20 protein-coding genes are annotated in these 20,239 nt (G+C 64.4%); 6 read left to right on the top strand and 14 right to left on the bottom strand.

Annotation, left to right across the window (positions count from 1 at the left end):
- Window position 1: 1 nt before the first annotated feature.
- Both D3D02_RS11660 and D3D02_RS11655 read right to left on the bottom strand, forming a co-directional pair.
- The gene (locus D3D02_RS11660; protein WP_121570159.1) at window positions 2-1,858 is read right to left on the bottom strand and encodes a DNRLRE domain-containing protein; all 1,857 of its coding nucleotides are present in this window, start codon (window positions 1,856-1,858) and stop codon (window positions 2-4) included.
- A gap of 148 nt (window positions 1,859-2,006) precedes the next feature.
- The gene (locus D3D02_RS11655; protein WP_121570158.1) at window positions 2,007-3,185 is read right to left on the bottom strand and encodes a hypothetical protein; all 1,179 of its coding nucleotides are present in this window, start codon (window positions 3,183-3,185) and stop codon (window positions 2,007-2,009) included.
- Window positions 3,186-3,424: 239 nt separating this feature from the next.
- Between D3D02_RS11655 and D3D02_RS11650 the strand changes: the two genes are divergently transcribed.
- Together D3D02_RS11650 and D3D02_RS11645 are read left to right on the top strand one after the other, a co-directional pair.
- A complete protein-coding gene (locus D3D02_RS11650) occupies window positions 3,425-3,763 on the top strand; it encodes a hypothetical protein (RefSeq protein WP_233560640.1) in 339 nt (112 codons plus the stop codon).
- A 118-nt stretch (window positions 3,764-3,881) separates the two neighbouring features.
- Complete coding sequence (locus tag D3D02_RS11645; protein ID WP_121570157.1) at window positions 3,882-4,394, top strand: winged helix-turn-helix transcriptional regulator; 513 nt, start codon at window positions 3,882-3,884, stop codon at window positions 4,392-4,394.
- A gap of 45 nt (window positions 4,395-4,439) precedes the next feature.
- Here the strand turns inward: D3D02_RS11645 and D3D02_RS11640 are convergent, their stop codons facing one another.
- Together D3D02_RS11640 and D3D02_RS11635 are read right to left on the bottom strand one after the other, a co-directional pair.
- The gene (locus D3D02_RS11640; protein WP_233560639.1) at window positions 4,440-5,327 is read right to left on the bottom strand and encodes a sulfite exporter TauE/SafE family protein; all 888 of its coding nucleotides are present in this window, start codon (window positions 5,325-5,327) and stop codon (window positions 4,440-4,442) included.
- The gene (locus D3D02_RS11635; RefSeq protein WP_121570156.1) at window positions 5,294-5,974 is read right to left on the bottom strand and encodes an SCO family protein; all 681 of its coding nucleotides are present in this window, start codon (window positions 5,972-5,974) and stop codon (window positions 5,294-5,296) included. Before D3D02_RS11635 ends, D3D02_RS11640 begins: the two co-directional genes overlap by 34 nt.
- 149 nt (window positions 5,975-6,123) lie before the next feature.
- Here D3D02_RS11635 and D3D02_RS11630 point away from each other — a divergent pair, with 149 nt between their 5' ends.
- Complete coding sequence (locus D3D02_RS11630; RefSeq protein WP_158599360.1) at window positions 6,124-6,810, top strand: hypothetical protein; 687 nt, start codon at window positions 6,124-6,126, stop codon at window positions 6,808-6,810.
- Between the two features lie 42 nt (window positions 6,811-6,852).
- On the opposite strand, the gene D3D02_RS11625 is transcribed toward D3D02_RS11630, so the two are convergent.
- A complete protein-coding gene (locus D3D02_RS11625; protein ID WP_121570154.1) occupies window positions 6,853-7,074 on the bottom strand; it encodes a hypothetical protein in 222 nt (73 codons plus the stop codon).
- A gap of 151 nt (window positions 7,075-7,225) precedes the next feature.
- A complete protein-coding gene (locus D3D02_RS11620; RefSeq protein WP_121570153.1) occupies window positions 7,226-7,549 on the bottom strand; it encodes a hypothetical protein in 324 nt (107 codons plus the stop codon).
- 131 nt (window positions 7,550-7,680) lie between these two features.
- Here D3D02_RS11620 and D3D02_RS11615 point away from each other — a divergent pair, with 131 nt between their 5' ends.
- On the top strand, window positions 7,681-9,417 hold the full coding sequence (locus D3D02_RS11615; RefSeq protein ID WP_121570152.1) for a histidine kinase N-terminal 7TM domain-containing protein: 1,737 nt from the start codon (window positions 7,681-7,683) through the stop codon (window positions 9,415-9,417).
- A gap of 160 nt (window positions 9,418-9,577) precedes the next feature.
- Here the strand turns inward: D3D02_RS11615 and D3D02_RS11610 are convergent, their stop codons facing one another.
- From D3D02_RS11610 to D3D02_RS11595, 4 genes are read right to left on the bottom strand one after another with little or no spacing between them, the layout of a single operon-like run.
- Window positions 9,578-10,417 (bottom strand): ABC transporter permease, encoded by an 840-nt coding sequence (locus tag D3D02_RS11610; RefSeq protein WP_121570151.1) that lies wholly within the window; start codon window positions 10,415-10,417, stop codon window positions 9,578-9,580.
- Entirely contained in the window at window positions 10,414-11,160 is a 747-nt protein-coding gene (locus D3D02_RS11605; protein ID WP_121570150.1) for an ABC transporter ATP-binding protein, read from the bottom strand. Before D3D02_RS11605 ends, D3D02_RS11610 begins: the two co-directional genes overlap by 4 nt.
- The gene (locus D3D02_RS11600; protein WP_121570149.1) at window positions 11,157-13,088 is read right to left on the bottom strand and encodes a NosD domain-containing protein; all 1,932 of its coding nucleotides are present in this window, start codon (window positions 13,086-13,088) and stop codon (window positions 11,157-11,159) included. Before D3D02_RS11600 ends, D3D02_RS11605 begins: the two co-directional genes overlap by 4 nt.
- Window positions 13,089-13,092: 4 nt before the next feature.
- Window positions 13,093-13,734 (bottom strand): nitrous oxide reductase accessory protein NosL, encoded by a 642-nt coding sequence (locus D3D02_RS11595; RefSeq protein WP_121570148.1) that lies wholly within the window; start codon window positions 13,732-13,734, stop codon window positions 13,093-13,095.
- Between the two features lie 220 nt (window positions 13,735-13,954).
- On the opposite strand from D3D02_RS11595, the gene D3D02_RS11590 reads away from it, so the two are divergent.
- Complete coding sequence (locus D3D02_RS11590; RefSeq protein WP_121570147.1) at window positions 13,955-16,567, top strand: heavy metal translocating P-type ATPase; 2,613 nt, start codon at window positions 13,955-13,957, stop codon at window positions 16,565-16,567.
- Between the two features lie 33 nt (window positions 16,568-16,600).
- Here the strand turns inward: D3D02_RS11590 and D3D02_RS11585 are convergent, their stop codons facing one another.
- Window positions 16,601-17,449, bottom strand: coding sequence for a VOC family protein (locus D3D02_RS11585; RefSeq protein ID WP_121570146.1), 849 nt, complete (start codon window positions 17,447-17,449; stop codon window positions 16,601-16,603).
- A gap of 147 nt (window positions 17,450-17,596) precedes the next feature.
- Between D3D02_RS11585 and D3D02_RS11580 the strand changes: the two genes are divergently transcribed.
- Window positions 17,597-18,271, top strand: a complete 675-nt coding sequence (locus D3D02_RS11580; RefSeq protein ID WP_121570145.1) for an MBL fold metallo-hydrolase — start codon at window positions 17,597-17,599, stop codon at window positions 18,269-18,271.
- 60 nt (window positions 18,272-18,331) lie between these two features.
- Here the strand turns inward: D3D02_RS11580 and D3D02_RS11575 are convergent, their stop codons facing one another.
- The 3 genes from D3D02_RS11575 to D3D02_RS11565 are packed head-to-tail and all read right to left on the bottom strand — an operon-like array spanning window position 18,332 to window position 20,180.
- A complete protein-coding gene (locus tag D3D02_RS11575; RefSeq protein WP_121570144.1) occupies window positions 18,332-18,985 on the bottom strand; it encodes a cytochrome c biogenesis CcdA family protein in 654 nt (217 codons plus the stop codon).
- Window positions 18,982-19,518, bottom strand: coding sequence for a TlpA disulfide reductase family protein (locus D3D02_RS11570; RefSeq protein ID WP_121570143.1), 537 nt, complete (start codon window positions 19,516-19,518; stop codon window positions 18,982-18,984). The genes D3D02_RS11575 and D3D02_RS11570 overlap by 4 nt, the downstream gene beginning before the upstream one ends.
- Window positions 19,515-20,180 (bottom strand): SCO family protein, encoded by a 666-nt coding sequence (locus tag D3D02_RS11565; protein ID WP_121570142.1) that lies wholly within the window; start codon window positions 20,178-20,180, stop codon window positions 19,515-19,517. Before D3D02_RS11565 ends, D3D02_RS11570 begins: the two co-directional genes overlap by 4 nt.
- Window positions 20,181-20,239: the final 59 nt, after the last annotated feature.

Below are 20,239 nucleotides of genomic sequence, written 5' to 3'. Positions count from 1 at the left end.
ATCAGCTCCCTCCGGCGCTGTCGGCAACGGTAACGATGTCCCCAATGTCCACGTCACCGTCGTCGTCGACGTCGGCCGCGTCTCGGTCGATAGTGACGTCGTCGCCGTTGACGTAGCGCTGCATCTGTTCGACGTCGTCGCCGTCGACGTCCCCGTCGCCGTCGGCATCACCTGCGAGCGATTCGTCGGAGCCGTCGGCGGGCGACCCGTCGGCGTCGTCTACGTACCGGACAGTCAGTGTCGGCGGCGTCTCGCCCTCCGCCGTCTCGAAGTCCCAGCCGTCGTCGCCGAGCGGGAGGAACGCCCAGCCGTAGTTGGCGGCCCCGTCGGCCCAGCGCTTGACGCTGTCGGTGACGTCGATCCGTGTCGAGCCGGACGCGACGCTACCAGTTTTCGCATCGGGCGTCGTCGCGGCCTCGCTTCCGTCCGCCTGTATGCCGCCATCCATCGAAGTCCACGTGTCGTCTGCACGCCACTCCGAGAGCATCCGATGGACCGCTGCGCCGTCACCCTCGTCGATCGTCTCGACGGTCAGCGTTGCTGATTGGACAGTCGCCTGAGACGAAATCTGTCCGTCAGCGTCGCCGACGATGTCGTCGAATCGAAGGAGTGCCTGCGCTCGATTCTCCGAGTTCTGCGGGTCGTTGGTGTCGACAGTGACCGTTGACGCAGTCCGATCGCTGCTCTCAGGGTCGGCTTCACGGAGGTTCGTATCGACCGTGCCGTCGTAGCCGTCGACGCCCTGCTGGAACGACGTGCGCGTGCCCTCGCTGGCAGCCGGATCGAACCGAGCGTCAAAATCGAGGTCGAACGCGAACTCGCTGTCGCCGCCGTTCTCGTACCCGCCAAGGCTCGGCGAATAGGTGCGGAACTGAATTCGGTCGGGTGCCTCATCGCCGCCTCCGGGATGAAACTGCACGAGCCGGAGCCACCCGTTGCCGCCGTCGCTTCGATCCTGGTAGTCCGCGACGACTTCGTAGACAGGTTCGCCGGCCGCGTTCTCGGAGACCTGGTGGTACTCCCCATCTTCTTCGTGCCAGTGGCCGTTCAGTACGAGGAATATCTGGGGATTCGGCTCGATCAGGTCCTGCCACACCACCTCGCCCGGGTTCCCTTCGTCGCTGTCGTCCTGGGAGTTGCTCGCGCGGCTACCGTCGTCGCGGAGGTACGAGTGCGTCGTGAGGATCGTCGGCCGGTCGGGGTAGTCCTCGAGGACAGACTGTGCCCACCCCAGCGGCGTGGCGTCGTCGTCGACAGTGCCCGAGGGCTCCCACTCCAGGGCGAGATGGAGGAAGTCGTAGTCACCGGCGGAAAACAGTTGATAGGAGTTGAGGCCCTCCGCTCGCGGCCCCGATCCACCGTACCACGAATAGTCGTCGAACCGTTCCGGGCCGAAGTACGCGGCGTAGTTCTCGACCGAGGAGGATTTGTCGTTCGTATCGGCCCAGTCGTGGTTGCCAGGCAGCGTCGAGTACGGGACGACGCCATCGAGTGTCGACATCGTCCCGTCGATGCGGTCCCACTCGTCCTCCTTGGAGCCGTTTTCCACCAGATCGCCCTCGTGTGTGACAAAGCGGATGGACTCGCTGTCGACGTTGTCGGCGATCCAGTCCGTCTGGTCGATCGCATACGAGATCAGCCGCTCTTTCTCGGCGTACTTCTGGGTGTCGGGGATCGCAACGACGGTCCAGTAGTCGTCTGTCTGTCCCGCGGCTGGCGTCGGCTGGAGGGCCGCGAGTACGCCACCCCCGAGAGCGCCGAGAAGCGTCCGTCGCGAGATGCTGAACCGATCGGACGCGTTCGAGACGACGCCCGGGCGAACGTCCGGACCGTCTACGGGGGGATCAAAATGGGACATACTGTCGCCACCAAACGAGAGAGAAACCCGTCGCTTCGCAAATAAGTATAGACCAGTTGTGTGCCCAGTAGTAACGCGTTATCGAGGAACGGAGACGTTACCGGTGGTGTGGCTCGTGTCCCGCGTGAGGGCAGACGGAACTGCGCGTTCAGTCGGTTGCCTCGACCGTCCGGGCGGATTCGAGCGATCGGACAGTCTCGACGATAGCCCGGTCCAGCCCGTGTTCGGTCCAGTCCCGTTCTCGTGGGATCTGTGCCCGGTACGTCACCACGTCGTCGAACAGTTCACGGAAGATGTCGCGCTCGCTGCGGACGACCTCGTCGAGCGTTTCTACCATCGTGCCGCCCTCGACGAGCGAATCGTACGCGTGGAAGTACTCTCGGAGCCGGCCGTCCCACTCGTAGTTGCAGATGGCCGACGTCGCGGCCATCGCCGCCTCGGTCGAAATCCGCGCGGCGGAGACCGTCTCGGCGTTCGGCGCCGCCTCCAGAAACAGCACGTTGTCCACACTCGCTCGCTCGACGTCGTTCGCAGCGGAGTACAGCGTCGTGACGTCGACGAAGTCCCGGTCGTTATCGGCGAGATACGCGTTGTTCAGATACCCGATAGCAGTATGCGGGAGCGAATGACCACGGCTGACACGCTTGTCGATGAACGCGTGGACGTCGTGGCGGAGCCGGTCCTGGAACGTGTCGTACTCGGGCTCGATCTCGGTGAACGAGTCGAGATTGTAGGGCTGGAGATTCACGCCCAGAGGGTACCCGCGGGCTGAACCATCCGCGCCGACCCAGAGGCGGTCGTCCGAGAGGAAGTCCGCCCCGTTGCGGAGCAACGCCAAGAGCGTGTTCGTCTTGCCAGCGCCGCGCCAGGCCGGGAACAGCGTGGTCTGACCGTCCAGTGTGACGCCGGAGGCGTGAATCAGCGCCTGTCCCTGTTCGATGCGTCGCCGGCGAATCTCGAACTCCATCGGATAGATCGAGTAGAACGGCTCGAACCCGGGCGTCACGCGGATGTGCTCCCAGCCCGGTTCGACCACCATATAGTCACCGCGGTTGTAGACGAGGAACTCCTCGCCGGTCCACCCGTAGTGATCCGTCGGATCGCCAAGAACGGTTTCGGAGTCGACCTCCCCGGGTGCCTCTTCGATGACGAGGTCGGGGTCACGGGACGGCGAATCGGTCAGGAACTGGTCGTACATCTGGCGGTACTGGGTCGATGTACGTCCACCGTCGCCGACGACGGCTACCAGCAGGTCGCCGAAAAAGTCGTAATAGCGACGTGTTCTGTGTGATCCGGTCGCGCGTGAGTTACTGTTTGAGTTGGTCATATGAACGTGCCTGTGGCGTCGGACGGTTCCACAGGGCCTCCCAGAAGGGGACGTACCTCACGGAATGGCATTGTTAAATGGAACGTAGTTCGTTCCAGGGAGGATACCAGAAGACGGCGCTTTCGGCCGCCGATGGAGCCGATTACGGCGCTATCGAGCCGGGCGTATAAGCAAACCGTACCGTAGCCTTCGCCGATCCAACCAGAACGGTTTAGACCGAGCTTTCTGTACACTGTGACGTGGTCCTGGGTGTTTCCGAGTCGGTGATTCGAACACTCGCACTCGTGCCGGCAGAGTGGGTCGACCGGCAGTACGCTGTCTTCCTCTTTGCAGGCATTCTCCTGGCCGGGATCGGCACAGTCGTGGTGTTCGCCCTGGGCGTCGCCGCCTACGCGCGCCGCCGAGAGTTTCACTACCTGCTCATCACGCTGGCGCTCGGTGCGCTCGTCGTCCGGACGGGAATCGGTCTCGCGACGGTGTACGGACTTGTGCCGATGACGATGCATCACCTGCTCGGCCACGCGCTCGACTTTCTCGTCTCCGCGCTCGTGCTGTACGCCGTCTACAGCACGCGGTGAGCGGAGCGACCGACGAATCCCAGAGAGTGAGATTCGGCGACTGCGTTTTGTACGTCGATTCGATAGCTACGACGTCCAGTAATCGGTATCCGACGACGGCCATCTCGACTCACTACCTATGCAACACCAACGCCAGCGGATCGAACGCTACGTTACGGATCATCCCGGGACCCACTTCAGCGAACTCAGCCGCGAACTCGACCTGGCAGCAGGGCAAGTCCAGTATCACGTCCGGAAACTGCTGAAACGCAACACACTCGTGCAGAAGCAACTGTACGGCCGGACGCACTACTACCCACCGACGTACGACGAGTGGGAACAGAGCGCGCTCGCGCTCCTCCGGCGCGAGACGGCGCGGGAGATCCTCGTCACACTGTTAGAACGCGGGCCGTCCCATCCCGACGAGGTAGCTGCGGCCGTCGGCGTCGCGAGAGCGACGCTCGAACACCACGTCGACCACCTCACTGAGCAGGAAATCGTCGAGAAGGAGTACGGCCGAAACAACCGCGTGACGCTCTCGGTCGTCGATCCCGAAGCGACAGCGGACTTGCTCGTCGCGATCGAGCCGTCGCTCCCCGATCGGCTGGTCGATCGGTTCGTCGTCCTCCTCGACGACATCTTCGGTGAGTAAGCGGGGGCGAAGGGGGCTCCGATTCTCGCGAGCGATCGCGACCCACTACAATGGCTGATAGTGCGGGAGGCTGAACAGATGCGGGACCGCGATGCCGAACAGACGTAATCCCGCGAGGAGCGTGTGTGCGCCCAACAGCAGGAAAACGGCCCCCAAGAGCCGGTGGACGAGGCGTCGGCGGCGCGAGCCGATAGACTGGAACAACGTCCCGTAGAGGAACAGCGCGGGGAAGGTTCCGATCCCGAGTGCAGCGAGCGAAATCGCGCCGAAGGCGGGGTCGGCCTGGCTGAACGCATAGAGGAACGCGGGATAGAGCAGCGGGCACGGGAGAAATCCGTGGACGAATCCCAACGCGAAGATGCGTTCGGAGCCGACCCACCGGTCGATGCGGGGAGACAAGAACGCGTGAATCCGTCGAAACAGTCGGTCGACGAGCGGGAGGTGATCGACGATCGCCGTGCCACTCCCAGTAAGATAGCCGACCCCCGCGGCGACGATTGTGAGTCCGACAGCGACGCCCGCGACCGCCCGGATCTCGTCGCCGAAGGGTACCGTCGTCGCGGCCGACGCGAACAGTAGACTCCCGAGCAGTCCAAACGCCGCACCCAGGATCGTGTAGATCGTGACGCGCCCTGCGTTGAAAAGCAGGTGCTGTCGGACCGCATACAGCGAGAGGAAGTCGTCGTCGCGGGCGCTAGTGGGTCCGCCAGCACCGCCAGCGCCGCCTCCGTCCATCCGATCGGCGTACATCGACACAAGCGGTCCGCACATCCCGAGACAGTGGCCGGTTCCGAACAGGCCGACGAGCACGAACAGGCCGAGTTCGACCGTGCGCGTCGTCGGCGGTTGGGCCCCCGGGGCGACGCACGTCCCCCCGGTCTGCAGGAGCGCGTCGACGATCACGCTTGCAGGACGGTCTCCAGATCCGACCACACGCGGTCGCCCGCCGGGTCGTTGCCGGTGTAGGCCCGTTCGACGTAGCCGTCGGCGTTCGCCAAGAGCAGGAGGCCGAGGTGGTTGTACATATACATACTGCTCTCGGTCTCGCTCGTCTTCTCGAAGGTGACGCCGTAGGTCTCCTGGACCACCTCCTTTGCGTGGTCGTGATCGTCGGGGCGGAGGAAGTGCCAGTTGCCGGCGTCGAGATCGACGTTCATCATCTCGGCGTACTCTTCGAGCCGCGCCTCGTCGTCGCGCTTCGGATCGAAGGTGACAGGGAGGAACGTGACGTCGTCGCCGTAGCCGGCTTCGATGGCGTTCGTCTGGACTTTTCGCATCGAGGAGATGAGGAACGGGCAGACCGTGTTGCAGTGGCTGTAGAAGAACGTCATTACGACGGCGGTGTCGAGGTCGCCAACCGAGACGCTTTGATCGGTAGTGGCCGCCGGGAGGGTGACGTCCGGGAGTTCCTGGCCGTAGGCCGGATACGGGAGGTTCGCACTGCGAATAGTCTGGTCGTCCGGCTTTCCGAGGACGGTGTTCCCACCGCCGCCGAAGACGCTTGAAACCCCGCCGAGACAACCAGCGCTCGCAGCGAGGCCGGCCCCGCCTGCCGTCGCAAGAAACGTGCGTCGTCGCATTGGATGCTACCACGTACTGTCCGATGAAAGGCCGTCTGGTACGTTCCTCGAATACCGGAGAGAGTCGCTGTGACACGGTATCACTGGGCCTGTCGAAGCGGGCCAGACCTGACAGAAGACACTTACGTTGGTCTGGAAATAGCAAAGGTATGAAACGTCGGAGCGTTCTGACCACGGCAGGGATCTCCTGGCTCTTTCTCTCAGGGTGCATCGCGAGGAGTCCCGGCAGCTCTCGGCAGTCCGATTCATCCGAAGCGCCCACTGGGACCGCTCGCTCGGCTACGTCGTCCGCGGACACGACGGACGAGGAGCCGCCAACGATTATGGATGGGCAGGGCCCGACCCGTGGCGAGAACGACGTCGAACTCGAGGTCGAGGAAGTCGAAGACGACGAGGAGGTGACGTACGTCGAGGACGAACACGCCGTCCGGTACGTCGCCGCGTGGCGACATACGAATCACGACGAAGTCGACGAAGGCGAGCCGCCCGAGCGTGAACCCGTCTACGAGACGACGCCGTTCGAACAGTGGGCGAAGACGCAGTGTACCAGTGCCGCCGCGCGAACGGCCGCCGAACACGTCAACGACCAACTCGACACCGACGAGGTCGGCGGCGGCATCACGAGCGCCGTGGAGGGTAAAGACCTCGTCGCGGTCGTCTCGGTCCAGACGACCCTCGATCGAGACGGCGATCCGGTCAGTGAGACCGCAGTTGCGTTCGATGCACTCGTCGCAGCGACGCCCGCGAACGTCCGCGTGACGTACCGCTTGGACGCCGAAGAATACCAGATGACCGTACCCGTGTACGCACAGTACCGCGTACTCCAGCAGGAATGACGGGCGGATTGTGAAGGAAAGAGACGTCGACGAAATCACACCTCAGGGACCGAATCCGAGGAGGCCGAGGACGATGAGCGCGATCCCACCTAGTATCGCGAAGAAGGCGGTCATAGCGGCGTATGCACGTTGTTCTTGTTTTGCGTTGTCCGCGTCCGACTCCCACTGTTCTGCAGTTGGATAGTTACGGATCGACAGCGGACGCGCGAGCGCATATGCCCCGACGAGGACACACAGCACGCCTGTCGCCTCGGTCAGTACCATAGCTGTCCGTGGGGCCGTAATCGGAGCAGCGCTTACTAAGCCTTCTGCAGCCACCGCCGGGGTCTTCACACAAACGCTCTGGCGCGGTGTTGGACGCGCAAGCTAGAGACTGACAGGCTGCAGTCACACGTACGGTGAGACCATCACGTAGTCAGTCCTGTTCGTCGTCCCCGCCCGGAAGGCGACGGACGGCTTTCTTCCATCTGTCTTTGGCCGCCTGTCCTGGGTCCGCAAACGGATCGTACGTGATATCTTCAGGTCCGAAATGCGTTCCACTAGTCCTGCCAGTCTGTTTCCGCCACAGACCAACGGCAGTGGTGAGCACCAGCGACGCGAACAAGATTGCTAACAGGACACTGGCAACACTATCGAGAGGGAATGCAACGACGAGCAGCGCCAACAGAAGCGCAGCGAGTTGTGAGGCGTAGAGGAGTCGACTGAGTGAGTCACCCGATAGCTCGAACTCTCGCCGCATCGTCTTGTCCAAATATCAGCCCACAAACGCATAATAGTTTCACACGCTGCTCGCAGAGCTCACAGCAGCCTAGAAAATCAAATCTAGAATATGGTTTCATTTTATATGTGTGCCGATAGTTGAACTAACGTATGGATGGTTTTCAATTCCATCTACCTCTTATTCTCATTGTGTTGGCAACCTCAGTGGGGGTACTGACAACAGTCTATGCCGCGTATTATCTCAACAGATATGAGCGGACTAAACAGGTGGTGACGTTTACTGTCTTAGCAACAACGATAACGATATGGACATTTTTCGCCCTATTACAGTTGACTGCAACTACCTACGGTCAGTCTTATTGGGCGTACAAAATGCTCCACTTCGGGTCGTTCACCACTGCACCTGCGGTGCTCTTGTACGGGCTTTCGATGGGAAACGCACGCAGATGGGTGAATTGGAAGACGACCGCTGTTATCGTATTATTGTTATCACCGGTCTTTGTCTTGTTGTTCACCGATCCGACGCCTGCCCTTTTTGAAAATCCTCAGCTTATCTCGTTTGGTGCGTTCTCGGTCATTGACCACGGGAACAGTCTCCTGTATATTTCGTATTTATCCGCGTTCTACATCATCGCGACAATCGGACTCTCCTATATCGTCTACCAGACGTGGTCTGACCAGAGTCTCAGTCCGAGTCAGACTGCGATTCTTGTCTCCGCCATCTTTGCTCCAATGCTGTTGTCCGTCGCACATACGTTCTCACTCCTTCCGTTCGAGACGCCAGGAACGATTTTGACACCTACCTCATTTTCTGTGGGGATGGCAGGAGTTGGCTACGCAGCGTTCCGCTACGAGACCTTCGACACGAAGGCACTAGCTCGCTCCCGAACAATCGAGAATATGCGCGAGGGGTATTTACTTGTCGACACCACTGGGAGAATTATCGATGCCAATCAGAGTGCTCGGTCATTGCTTGGCGTTGAGAGCCCACTTACTGGGATGCAACTCTCCGATCTGATCCCTACAAGAGACGGACAGGTGCTGGGGGAAGTAGAGACCACCCCATCGTTTGAAACGCAGGTCGAGATGGGAACCGAAACACGAACCCTTGAGATCTCTTCCTCTAATTTCACCACTCAGACTGACCAGACACTGGGTACATTATTGGTAATTCAGGATATCACGACACGCAAACAGGCCCAACAGCAATTGGAAGAGCAACGCAACAACCTCGAGTTGCTAAATCAGGTTTTGCGACACGACATCCGGAATGACCTGCAGGTAGTGGCTGGGTATGGCGACCTTCTGACGGACTATGTTGATGAGGACGGAGCTGAATATCTCACCACGCTACGGGAGAGCGCGAACCATTCAGTTGAGTTGACCAAGACAGCACGAGATATGGCCGACGTGATGCTCTCACGGGAGGATGCACAGCCGCAGGGTCAGGTCAACCTCCGCAACACACTTGAGCAGGAACTTGAGAAGATCGAATCTGAGTATCCAGACGCACACATCGTGGTCGAAGGGGCACTGCCCGCAGTGCAGATCCAAGCCAACCAGATGTTAGACTCAGTATTCCGGAATCTCCTGTCGAATGCTGTCCAGCACAACGATAAAGAAGTACCAGAGGTCTCGGTGTCGGCAACGACCCACGATATGAGAGCTGTCGTCCGCATTGCAGACAACGGCCCTGGGGTGCCTGACAGCCAGAAACAAGAAATCTTCGGGGAGGGTGAGAAAGGGCTCGACAGCTCTGGAACGGGGCTTGGCCTTTACCTCGTCCAAGAGCTAGTCACTCACTACGGCGGTGAGGTCTGGGTCGAAGACAATAATCCAGAAGGTGCTGTGTTTGCCGTCGAATTGCCGCTGGCCAATACGTCATAGCACACGAATCGTCCCTTTACAGGCCGCCAAGGCGAATGCCACGGGGATTGACTCCCGGGCAATTCACCAATCAGCACGCTCGCTCTAGTGGTTGCTCCGCATACTCAGGCCGCGAAAGGGACGCCGTAACAGGCGTTCCGTGACGACCGCGTCCGAAAACTCACCAGAGCGCGTAGGCAGCGACAGCGAGAGCAACGACGGTCCAGCCGACGAGTGAGAGCACTCCGACAGCCGGTGCGACCGCGGCGGTCGCCTCGACCGTCGCCGCGTCGAGGACGGTCGCGAAGACGAGTCCTCGATACGCGCCGCCAGGACCGAGTGCGACGGCCGTCGGCAGGCCGCCAACGTCGAGAAAGCCCCGCTGCAGGGCCGCAAGCGCCCCGACGTCAGCGCCGACTGCCAGGACCGCCCAGAGACCGAGCGCCAGGCCGACGGCGCTCTTGGCACTGCGAGCGACTGCAGAGACGGCGAGTGCACCGGCCAGCGCGGCGAGGCCCAGAAGCGTCGCGACGGCGACGAACCGAGCGAACAGAAGCGGCGAGTCCGCACCGCGCTGGGCGGCGTAGATCGGCGACGTGCCGTCACCCGAGAGCACGACGAAGACGAGCGCGGGGAGCGCTGCGGCGGCGACGCCGAGCGCGAGGATCACGCCACGGCCGAGAAACGTCCCCAAAACGATCGACGACCGCGACGGTGGGAGCGTGGCGTGAACGGCCAGTTCTCCGCGTTCCCGATCGGAGACGAACACGCGATAGCCGATCGCGAATGCGAGGACGGGGACCAGCAGTTCGACCGGCGTGAGGAGGTCGACGACGGTCGGGACGTAGCCGGACGCGTGGCCGCCGCCGGCCCACGTGAATCCGAGCAGGAGGAGCGAAAAGCCGACGAAGAGGACGAGCGTGCCCCGGTTTCGCGTGACAGTCTTGACCTCGCGACGGGCGATAGCGGTGACGTGGCCCCTGTTGAGGGCGATTGCGCGTAGCGAGCCGACCGCGCTCATACGGGTTCACCACCAGAGGCGCGACCGGGGTCAGCCGTCTCTCGACCGCTCCGAACGGTCGTCTCGCCGTCGACAGCGTCGTCGTAGGCCGTCGCGAACGCTGTTCCCTCGATCGGGAGTGTTCGGTCGGCCTGCAACCGCCCGCGGTCGAGGAGCAGCGCGCGGTCGGCAACGCGCTCTACGGTCGGCAAGTCGTGTGTGGCGACGACGACGCCGCAGTCCTCGCCGGCGAGCGTCGCACAGCTCTCGAAGACCCGTCTGGTCATCGTGCGATCGAGGCCGCTCGTGGGTTCGTCGAGGACGACGAGATCGGGGTCGCCGACGCCCGCGACCGCGACGCCGAGTAAGCGCAACATACCGCCGGAGAGCGCGCCGACGCGTCGGTCGGCGACGTGCGCCAAGCCGACCCGATCGAGCAGTTCCTCGGGCGTTGGCCCGTCACCGACGAGCGCGTCGTAGTACCGGACCGTCTCGCCGACCGTCAGGTCGTCCCGAGGGCGGAACGACTGCGGGAGGTAGCCGACCGCGTGCGTTCCCTCCGTCACCGGATACGCGACCGTGCCGCTCGTCGGGGTCGCGACGCCCGCGAGCGTCCGTAAGAAGGTCGACTTGCCGCCGCCGTTCGGGCCGACGACAGCCGTCACCGATCCCGGATGGATCGACGCGGAGACACCGGCGAGTGCCGAGACAGGGCCGTACTCGCAGGCGACGTTCGAGGCGGTCACGACTGGGTTGTCCGTCATCTATCGAAGTTCGTGGTCACGAGTGAGTCGTTCATCATACGTTGAGAGTCGTTTCGCGCGACCGCCAGCAGGTCGGGGTTCACGGGCGTGGCGGCCGGCCGCTGGTCGACAATGCCGCCGCTGCGCATCCCGGGGACGGTGCCGCGAAGTTCGCGGAGGGCGACGAGACCGGGCGACTCCGAGAGGAGACGAGTTCCCGGCGCACCGTACCGTGCGTCGACGGCGCTCGTCGGGCGATACGAGCGATCGACGGCGTCGACTGGGCCGCCCGCCGCTCGCGCCCAGTAGTTCCCGCCCCCGGCGCTCGACCAGACGCGCGTCGCGCCACCGGTTGCATCCGCGGGCCGGTCGTTGTCCACGAAGTCGTTGGCGAGGACGCGGTTGGAGGCGACGATCCCGGTCGCGTCGGCCCCGACGCCGTTCCGCAGGAGGACGTTGTGTTCGTACAGCGAGCGCCGCGTTCCGATCTCCAGGCCGACCTCGTTACCGACGAGCCGGTTTCGCGCGACGTAGGAGTCGCTGCCGGCCGTGACGATCCCCCGACCCGAGTCGCGAACGTCGTTGCCAACGAGCGCGTTCCCCGAGGGACGAGTCATCACGACGAGACCAGTGTCGGTGTCGCGGGCGACGTTCTCGGCGAGCAGCGTCCCGGAGGTGAACATCAGGTGCGTCCCGAAGCGGACGTCCCGCATACGGCTGTCACGGACGACGAGGCCGTTCGACCGGTGGGAATAGACGCCGTCGAGCGTCCCGCTGAACGTCGAGTGCTGTACGACCGCCGACGTCGCTTCCATCGCCATCACGCCCATATAGCCCGCGCCGTCGGTCGCGGTTCCGTGAACGGTGACGTCCTCGACGAGCGTCTCGTTCGTCTGCCGGAGCAAGACGCCGTTCGACGGCGTCCGCACCGTGACGTCGGCGACCAGAGCCCCGGAAGTGTTCACGAACGCGACGCCGGCGTCGCCGCGGCCGTACGTCTGCCTGACGTGCGTGTCCCACGCCTCGCTCCCGTTACCGACGTCGATAGTCTCCGTCCCGACCTCTGTCACCGCGAGGCCGACGACGGCGACGCGGTCGCTCGTCACTGTAACGCCGGTCCCGTTCGACCCGGCCGAGACAACGGTTTCTGGGCCCGCCCCGCGGAGCGTTATGGGGTGGTCGATCCGAACGCGTTCTCGATACGTTCCGGGTGGGACGTAGACGGTCGTATTCGGTGGCGCGGCGTCGACGGCGCGCTGGATGCTGGGTGCGTCCTCACCGACGACCTGCGAGACGGGGCGGTCTGCGAGTGACCTGACCTCCGCAGCGGTCCGATTCGCCGCCTGGTCCCTGGATTCGACGGTCTCGGGCCACGAACGTGTGCGAGACGGGCCGTCGATTCGCTCGCGGACGGTCGCCCACGACCAGACTGTCGCGTCGGAACCGACGCGCTCGGCGAACTGCCGGGCGCCCGCCGCGTCGCTGAACGGGACGATGGCACGCCCACGCGACTGCCCGGCCGAATCGGAGCGCTCGGGGACGATCACGTAGTGTGCATCGGCCGCTGTGGTCCACCCCGGGCGGCCCGCAGTGGGGACCGGATACCCGGCGTCGCTCACCGTCGGCGACGTCCCGGCGAAGTCGCTGACGAAGACGCCGAGCGGCGGACCGAACCGCTGAGTGTGGCCCTCGCGACCGAGCGCGGCGACGAGCGAGCCGATACCGTAGTAGCCGACGACCGTCTCGAACTGGGCGTAGGAGACCTGCGCTTTCGGGACGACAGCCCCCGCAGCCTGTGTCTCACGGACAGTCTCCGCCGTCAGACCGGAGCTAGCTGTGGTGCCGAACGAGACGGGCTCGGGGTCGTGGGTCGCGTCCGCCACGAACGCGCCGCCGTACGCGGTCACAAGGATGAGCACGGCGGCGGCGAGGGCGGCGTCCCGACGCATCAGTTTACTCGAAGAAGCTCGCGCGGTACTGCTCGGCGAGGTCGCGGTCGAAGGCGTCGAAGCCGACGACGTCCTCGGCCGTCAAGTCGTCGTACTGCTCGACGTACGCCGTCGCGTCGGCCTCTGTATCGAACGCCAGCGGATTGATCCGCATCGGGTCGTCGACTCGCTCTGAGTCCATCTCCAGGACGTAGGAAGCCGCGAGACCGTCGATCCAGTCGGTGGTGTCGTGGTCGTGGACGAACGCCGCCGCAATCGACGCATCGGCGTACGCCTCCTCGAAGTGACCCGGATCGGCCGCGAACGACGCCATACAGCCGTTCGAGCAGAAGAATTTCGGCTCGGAGGACTCGTACTGGAGTTGGGCGTTGTAGTCCGGGAACTTCGCGGGCTTCATATTACAGACCGCACAGTTTGCGTCCTCGGGGACTTCGAGCGCGCTGAGTGAGGCTTCGCCGGTCTCGGTCGTCGTCGGTTCCGCGGTCGGCGTCGCCGTGTCCGTCTGCGTCGAGGTGGCCGTCTCAGTCTCCGTCGTCCCGCCGTCGCCAGTGCCGCTACAGCCTGCAAGCGCGAGTGTGAGTACCGCCCCGCCCGCACCGAGCGCGCGGCGACGAGTCAGTCCGTCGTTGTCGTGTGAATCTGACATAGACGAACGTAGCGTCGCTGCCCTGAAAGCCGATGTGGTAGGATCGTCGAAGACCGCCGGACGGAATCCGAGACGCCTATGTCGATGCAGTACCGAAGCGAGATATCGAAGTCGCTGTGCAGAAGTGTTAATCTATCTCTTATTTTTTAATAATCACTGTGAATTTTGCCCGGGTAAATAGCAGATGAATTAATAAGACGTGGATCCCACCGATCTAGTAATGACAGGTTCGGCGCGCGGCGGCCGGGACGCCGGTCGTCCGAATTCGCAGGACGAAGGCGGCGGACGAGAGGGTGGGGCGTCCGCGGGCAGCGACGGTGCGGCCGCGACGTTCGACGTCCCCGATATGGACTGTCCCTCCTGTGCGGGAAAGGTCAAGCGTAGCGTATCGAAACTCGACGGGATCGAGGACGTAGACCCCCGTATCGCGAGCGGACGCCTCACCGTCACCTACGATGCGGGCGCGACGACCGCAGACGACATCGAAGACCGGATCGAGAAAGCGGGCTACCGCGTCGAAGGACGCAGCGAGGCGACAGTCAGCCTCTCGGTTCCGGGTATGGACTGCGCCTCCTGCGCCGGAAAGGTCGAAAGCGCGCTCGACCGCGTCGAAGGAGTCGAAACACACGAAACCCGACCGACGACCGGGAGCGTGAGCGTCGCCTACGACGAGCGCGCGGTGTCGCCGGACGACCTCGTGAGCGCGGTCGAGGGTGCTGGCTACGAGGTCACTGACGCGAAGGGACAGGGCGGAGACGGTGAGGGCCACGGACACAGCCACGGCGTGGGGGGCGAGGAGGGCGGTCGGGACTCGATCTGGACGAGTTCACGCGCGGTGAAAACGTGGATCAGCGGCGTCTTCCTGACGATCGGCCTCGCCTTCGAGTTCTTCCTCCCGGGATCGAACGCGCAAGTCGCGAGCGTGCTGGGAACAGAGTTGCTGATCGCTGACGTGCTCTTTCTCCTGGCCGTCGCCACCGGCGGGCAGGCGATCCTCCGAAACGGCTACTACTCCGCGCGGAACCTGAATCTCGACATCGACTTCCTGATGTCGGTGGCGATCGTCGGCGCGCTGCTGGCGAGTCTGGCGTTCGGCGAGGCGCTGTACTTCGAGGCGGCGACGCTCGCGTTCCTCTTCAGCGTCGCCGAGTTGCTGGAGCGGTACTCGATGGATCGCGCCCGCAACTCGCTCAGAGAACTGATGGACCTCTCGCCGGACGAAGCCACGGTGAAGCGTGGGGACGGCACCGAGACGGTGCCCGTCGAGGCCGTCGAACCCGGCGACGTCGTCGTCGTACGCCCGGGCGAGAAGATCCCGATGGACGGCACGGTCGAGACCGGCGGAAGCGCCGTCAATCAGGCTCCGATCACGGGCGAGAGCGTGCCGGTCGACAAGACCGTCGGCGACGATGTGTATGCCGGGTCGATCAACGAAGACGGCTACCTGGAGATCCGCGTCACGGCGGCGGCGAGCGACAACACGCTCTCGCGCATCGTCGAGATGGTCGAGGACGCCCAGTCGAAGAAGACCGAGCGCGAGCAGTTCGTCGAGCGCTTCTCGGCGTACTACACTCCGGTCGTGGTCGCGTTCGCGGTCGTCGTCACGCTCGGGACGCCGTTCGTCTTCGGCGTCGGCTGGCCGACGGCCGTCGTCTACGGCCTGACGCTGCTCGTACTCGCCTGTCCCTGTGCGTTCGTCATCTCGACGCCTGTCTCCGTCGTGTCTGGAATCACGAGCGCGGCGAAAAACGGGGTGCTCATCAAGGGCGGGTCACACCTCGAAGCGATGGGCGCGGTCGACGTCGTCGCGTTCGACAAGACCGGGACGCTCACGAGCGGCGAACTCACCGTCACCGACGTCGTCCCGCTGAACGGGAACTCCGAGGCGGAGGTCCTCCGGTGCGCTCGCGGACTCGAAGAGCGCAGCGAACACCCGGTCGGAGAAGCCATCGTCGCCGCAGCGAACTCGGCTGGCGTCGACGGGCGCACGGTCGACGACTTCGAGAGTCTCACTGGAAAAGGCGTCCGCGCGACGCTCGACGGAACGCCCCACATCGCCGGCAAACCGGGGCTGTTCGAGGAACTCGGCTTCGACCTCGAACACGTCCACGCGACCACGGACGGCGGCGTCGTGACCCAGACGGCCCAGGAGATCTGCGAGCGCAACGACTGCGTCGACCTCCTCCACGGCACCGTCCCCGAACTCCAGTCGGAAGGAAAGACCGTCGTTCTCGTCGGAACAGCGGACGAACTGGAGGGGGTCATCGCCGTTGCCGACGAGGTCCGACCCGAAGCCGAGCGCGCCGTCGCCCGACTGAAAGAACTCGGCGTCTCACGGACGGTGATGCTGACCGGCGACAACGAGCGGACGGCGCGCGCGATCGCCGAGCGGGTCGGCGTCGACGAGTACCGTGCCGAACTCCTGCCCGAGGAGAAGGTGGATTCGGTCCGGGAACTCATCGACACCTCCGAGGACGGCGGCGTAGCGATGATCGGCGACGGCATCAACGACGCGCCGGCGCTGGCGACGGCCACGGTGGGTATCGCGATGGGCGCAGCGGGGACGGACACGGCGCTAGAAACCGCCGACATCGCGCTGATGGCCGACGACCTCGCGAAACTGCCGTACCTCTACGAACTCGCGAACGACGCGAACGGCGTCATTCGACAGAACATCTGGGCCAGCCTGGGCATCAAGGCGCTCCTGGCGGTCGCCGTGCCGTTCGGCTACGTTCCGATCTGGTTGGCAGTGCTGGCGGGCGACGCCGGGATGACTGTCGGCGTGACCAGCAACGCGATGCGGCTCGCGCGGTTGCGGCCCGAGGGCGAGTAAGAGGCACCCGGGCGGCGAGCACCGCTCGGATCGCTATTCCACGCGGAGACGGATGCCGATCCCATCAGTGTCGGCGATTTCGACACCGTCAGAGCGGTCGGTGACGGCGACACCTGCGTCCGCGAGACGCTCTCGAAGGGCCGCAAGCGCGTCACTACTCGGAACCACGATCTCGAACCACGCCAGTCCGCGGCCGCCCGCTGGCTCGGACCGTCCGTTCCACGTGTTGATCCCGACGTGGTGGTGGTAGTCGCCGGCAGCGAGAAAGAGCGCGGCGTCGCTGTCGATCTGGACGCCGAGGCCGAGCGTCTCGACGTAGAACTCACGGGCGGCCGAGAGTGACGTTGTCTCCAGGTGCACGTGGCCGAGATCGGTTCCAGCGGGTACGTCCGCAGCGCTGTCAGACTGAGAGACGATGGCGTCGACGTCGAGAGGCAGCGTCGACATCTCGACCGTGCCGTCGTCCGAACGCGGCCACTCCTCGCGCGGACGGTCACAGTAGATTTCGACCCCGTTGCCCTCCGGATCACTGAGGTAGAGCGCTTCGCTCACCAGATGATCCGACGCGCCCTCCAGCGTCCAGTGGTCGCGGACCCGTTCGAGAGCTGCACCCAGCGCTGTGCGCGATGGGACTCTGAACGCGGTGTGAAAGAGGCCGGCCTGCCGGTCAGTTCGCGGCGCGGCGTCTGCGTTGCGGAGCAACACCAAAAGCGGCGTGTCGTCGACGCCGAGGGTTGCGCGCGTCTCACCGCGGGACTGGACGGAGAGACCGACGACTGTCCGATAGAACTCGATCATCTCGTCGAGGTCGGCGACGCGAAGTGCAGACCGACCGAGCCGGGTCGCGTCCGGGAGAGGTGTGGGTGAGGCGGTGTTCGTCATTCGGTATCAGTACGTCGGAGATGTGGCGCTTGAAGCGTTTCGGTGTCGGCGACACCACCCGAGAAGTTCCGTGCCGGGACGAGCGATACGTGCAACCGCGTGCGCCGTCACACCAGCGTTCAAACCATCAGGGGGCCTACACCGAGTATGGCGACGCAGTTGACCGACGACGTGTGGCAGTTCGCGTTGCGCGGCGTCAACGCATATCTCGTCTTCGACGACGTGCCCACGCTGGTGGACGCGGGGACGCCCTTAGACGGGTCCGCGATCCGGAACGGACTCGATTCGGCTGGCGTCGAGGTGAGCGATATCGAACGAGTGCTACTCACCCACTACGACCTCGACCACATCGGGGCGCTCGCCGGGTTGACGCCGGAGTTAGACGCGACTGTGCACGCGGGACCGTTCGACGCAGACATTCTGACGAACCGGCGGTCGCCGCCCGTCACGAATCACAAGGGCGCGTTCCAGCGGCTCGCCAGCGTCTTCACGACCCATCCGTCACTCGACGTCGCCGCCGTCGACGACGGCGAGGAGGTCGGGACGTTCACCGCCTACCACACGCCCGGCCACACGCCGGGACACGTGGCGTACGTGAGCACCGAGCTCGACGTGGGATTGCTCGGCGATCTGGTCGCGGAATCCGACGGCGCGCTCGAAGCGTCCGGCTGGGCGATGAGTTACGACACGGCCCAGGTCCGCGAGAGCATCCGACGGCTTGCAGCGGACGCACCGCCGTTCGAGGTCGCATGTATGGGGCACGGAACGCCGCTCCGGAACGGCGGCAGCGACGCGCTCGAGGCGCTCGCACAGCGGTTGTGAGTTCCGAAGCAAGACGTCACGGTGTGAGATACGAAGTGAGACGTGCCGCGACCACCAGCGTCAGAGCACGTCGAGGACGACGATAGAGAGGTACAACTGCCCGAGACCGGCAAGGACGAGGAGTACCCCGGCGGCCTGCTTCAGATAGCCCGCGTACCGGCCCGCCCCGCGCCAGGCGGTCACGCCGGCGTCGGTGAGCAGCGTCACGCCGACGAGCGGGACCGCGACGCCCCCGGCGTAGGCTCCGAGGACGACGAGGCCGCGCGCGGGTGAGAGTGCCGACGCCTGCGCGATCACGCCGAGGAACAGCGGAACGACGCACCCCGCCGCGGCGACCGCGTAGACCGCACCGAAAACACCGAATCCGAGCAGCGATTCCGGGCGCTTCGGGAGTGGGATCGTCGGCGGCGTCCACCCCGAAAGGACCAACAGACCGAAGACGACCAGCATCGCGCCGATCAGCGGTTCGAACAGCGGCAACAACGAGGTGAGTCGCTGGCCGAGGGCGAACGCGAGCGACGCGATAACGCCGAGCGCGACGATTGCGCCCGCAGCGGCCGCGAGTCCCGAGACGAGCCCGGGCGTGTCGTCGTTCCGGCGGACGTAGTACCCGACGTATCCGGGCAGCAGCGGGAAGGCACAGGGCGCGAAGAACGTCGTCACGCCCGTGCCGGCGGCGAACGCGACGGTGCCGAAGAAGGCAGCCGACGTCACGTCTCTGCAAGGACGGCGTCGAGTTCGGTTCGGAGGTCCGGTGCACGAGTCAGACCGGCGTCCTGCCAGCGAATGGTGCCAGCGGCGTCGGTGACGACGAGATACGGGATCCCGCCGGCACCGAGTGCCGCCATCAGGTCACTGTCGGGGTCTAGGGCGACGGTCCACTCGCCGTGGTGTCGCCGCCACCACGCCCGGATGTCGTCGGCCGACAGTGTCCCGCCGATCCGCTCGTTGGTGACGGAGACGAACGCGACGCTGTCGCCGTACTCCTCGTAGACGGTCGAGAGTTCGTTCATCTGCTCTTTACAGGGCGCACACCACGTCGCGAACAGGTCGATTACCGTCGGCGTCTCGGGGACGGGAATCGCCGTCTCGCCGGCCTCTGATCCGCGAGCGTCGAGCGTCTCGAGGCGCATCGGGAGCCCCGAGTCGTCGCCGCCTGTGCCCGGCAGGTCGCCGCGGAGCGCCGCGACGCTGGCTCCCGTGAGCCCGAGCCCGCCGAGCGCGGTCAGGAGCTGTCGGCGGTTCATCGGTTTCTGACGGTTTCGAGGTCGTCGATGATCTGTTCGGGGTCCGGCGAGTCGGTTCGGTAGGCCCGCTCGACGTAGCCGTCGCTGTTCACGAGGTAGGTCATCGCCGAGTGCGCGAACATATACATATCCATATTATCGGGGTGTGTCCGCTGGAAGTTCACGCCGAACTGCTCCTGCACCACGGCTTTCGCCCGCGCTTTCGACTCGGGCCTGAGGAAGTGCCAGTTGCCAGCGTCGAGCGCGACGTTCATCTCCTCGCCGTAGGTTCGGAGGCGTTCTGCGTCGTCACGCTGCGGGTCGAACGTCACCGGGAAGAACGCGACTGCGTCGGCGTACTCCTGTTCGAGAGAGTGCGCTTGGACGTTCCGCATCGACTGGATCAACACCGGACAGACCGTGTTGCAGTGGCTGTAGAAGAACGTCAGCAGTTGAGGTTTCCCGACGGACCGAACGGAAACTTCGCCACCGTCGATTGGGTTCGGAAGCGTCGCGTCCGGGATGCGCTGCCCCCACGCAGGGTACGGGAGTTCCTCGCTCGTGTACTCGCGGTCCGGTTCAGGCAGGGCGACGTCGGGGTTCGAGTCCCCCAATCCGAGACAGCCCGCTGTGCCAAGCACGCCGGCGGTGGCCGCGCCGCGAAGGTAGGTCCGTCGCTGCATACTGATTGTCGTATCTCAGCGATACGGAGGCATAAGGCGAGTGGTCGTTCTCCGGCGCT

This window comes from Halobellus sp. Atlit-38R (assembly GCF_003665925.1).
Taxonomy (GTDB): domain Archaea; phylum Halobacteriota; class Halobacteria; order Halobacteriales; family Haloferacaceae; genus Haloquadratum; species Haloquadratum inordinatus.
This window is presented reverse-complemented; position numbering and strand designations above follow the sequence as displayed.

What these genes read in the sequence shown, in the direction of transcription:
- D3D02_RS11625 (WP_121570154.1), bottom strand. Translation starts at nt 7,074, where the DNA reads ATGGTACTGACCGAGGCGACAGGCGTGCTGTGTGTCCTCGTCGGGGCA.
- D3D02_RS11655 (WP_121570158.1), bottom strand. Translation starts at nt 3,185, where the DNA reads ATGACCAACTCAAACAGTAACTCACGCGCGACCGGATCACACAGAACA.
- D3D02_RS11645 (WP_121570157.1), top strand. Translation starts at nt 3,882, where the DNA reads ATGCAACACCAACGCCAGCGGATCGAACGCTACGTTACGGATCATCCC.
- D3D02_RS11590 (WP_121570147.1), top strand. Translation starts at nt 13,955, where the DNA reads ATGACAGGTTCGGCGCGCGGCGGCCGGGACGCCGGTCGTCCGAATTCG.
- D3D02_RS11570 (WP_121570143.1), bottom strand. Translation starts at nt 19,518, where the DNA reads ATGAACCGCCGACAGCTCCTGACCGCGCTCGGCGGGCTCGGGCTCACG.
- D3D02_RS11620 (WP_121570153.1), bottom strand. Translation starts at nt 7,549, where the DNA reads ATGCGGCGAGAGTTCGAGCTATCGGGTGACTCACTCAGTCGACTCCTC.
- D3D02_RS11595 (WP_121570148.1), bottom strand. Translation starts at nt 13,734, where the DNA reads ATGTCAGATTCACACGACAACGACGGACTGACTCGTCGCCGCGCGCTC.
- D3D02_RS11585 (WP_121570146.1), bottom strand. Translation starts at nt 17,449, where the DNA reads ATGACGAACACCGCCTCACCCACACCTCTCCCGGACGCGACCCGGCTC.
- D3D02_RS11610 (WP_121570151.1), bottom strand. Translation starts at nt 10,417, where the DNA reads ATGAGCGCGGTCGGCTCGCTACGCGCAATCGCCCTCAACAGGGGCCAC.
- D3D02_RS11565 (WP_121570142.1), bottom strand. Translation starts at nt 20,180, where the DNA reads ATGCAGCGACGGACCTACCTTCGCGGCGCGGCCACCGCCGGCGTGCTT.
- D3D02_RS11660 (WP_121570159.1), bottom strand. Translation starts at nt 1,858, where the DNA reads ATGTCCCATTTTGATCCCCCCGTAGACGGTCCGGACGTTCGCCCGGGC.
- D3D02_RS11580 (WP_121570145.1), top strand. Translation starts at nt 17,597, where the DNA reads ATGGCGACGCAGTTGACCGACGACGTGTGGCAGTTCGCGTTGCGCGGC.
- D3D02_RS11630 (WP_158599360.1), top strand. Translation starts at nt 6,124, where the DNA reads ATGAAACGTCGGAGCGTTCTGACCACGGCAGGGATCTCCTGGCTCTTT.
- D3D02_RS11605 (WP_121570150.1), bottom strand. Translation starts at nt 11,160, where the DNA reads ATGACGGACAACCCAGTCGTGACCGCCTCGAACGTCGCCTGCGAGTAC.
- D3D02_RS11635 (WP_121570156.1), bottom strand. Translation starts at nt 5,974, where the DNA reads ATGCGACGACGCACGTTTCTTGCGACGGCAGGCGGGGCCGGCCTCGCT.
- D3D02_RS11600 (WP_121570149.1), bottom strand. Translation starts at nt 13,088, where the DNA reads ATGCGTCGGGACGCCGCCCTCGCCGCCGCCGTGCTCATCCTTGTGACC.
- D3D02_RS11615 (WP_121570152.1), top strand. Translation starts at nt 7,681, where the DNA reads ATGGATGGTTTTCAATTCCATCTACCTCTTATTCTCATTGTGTTGGCA.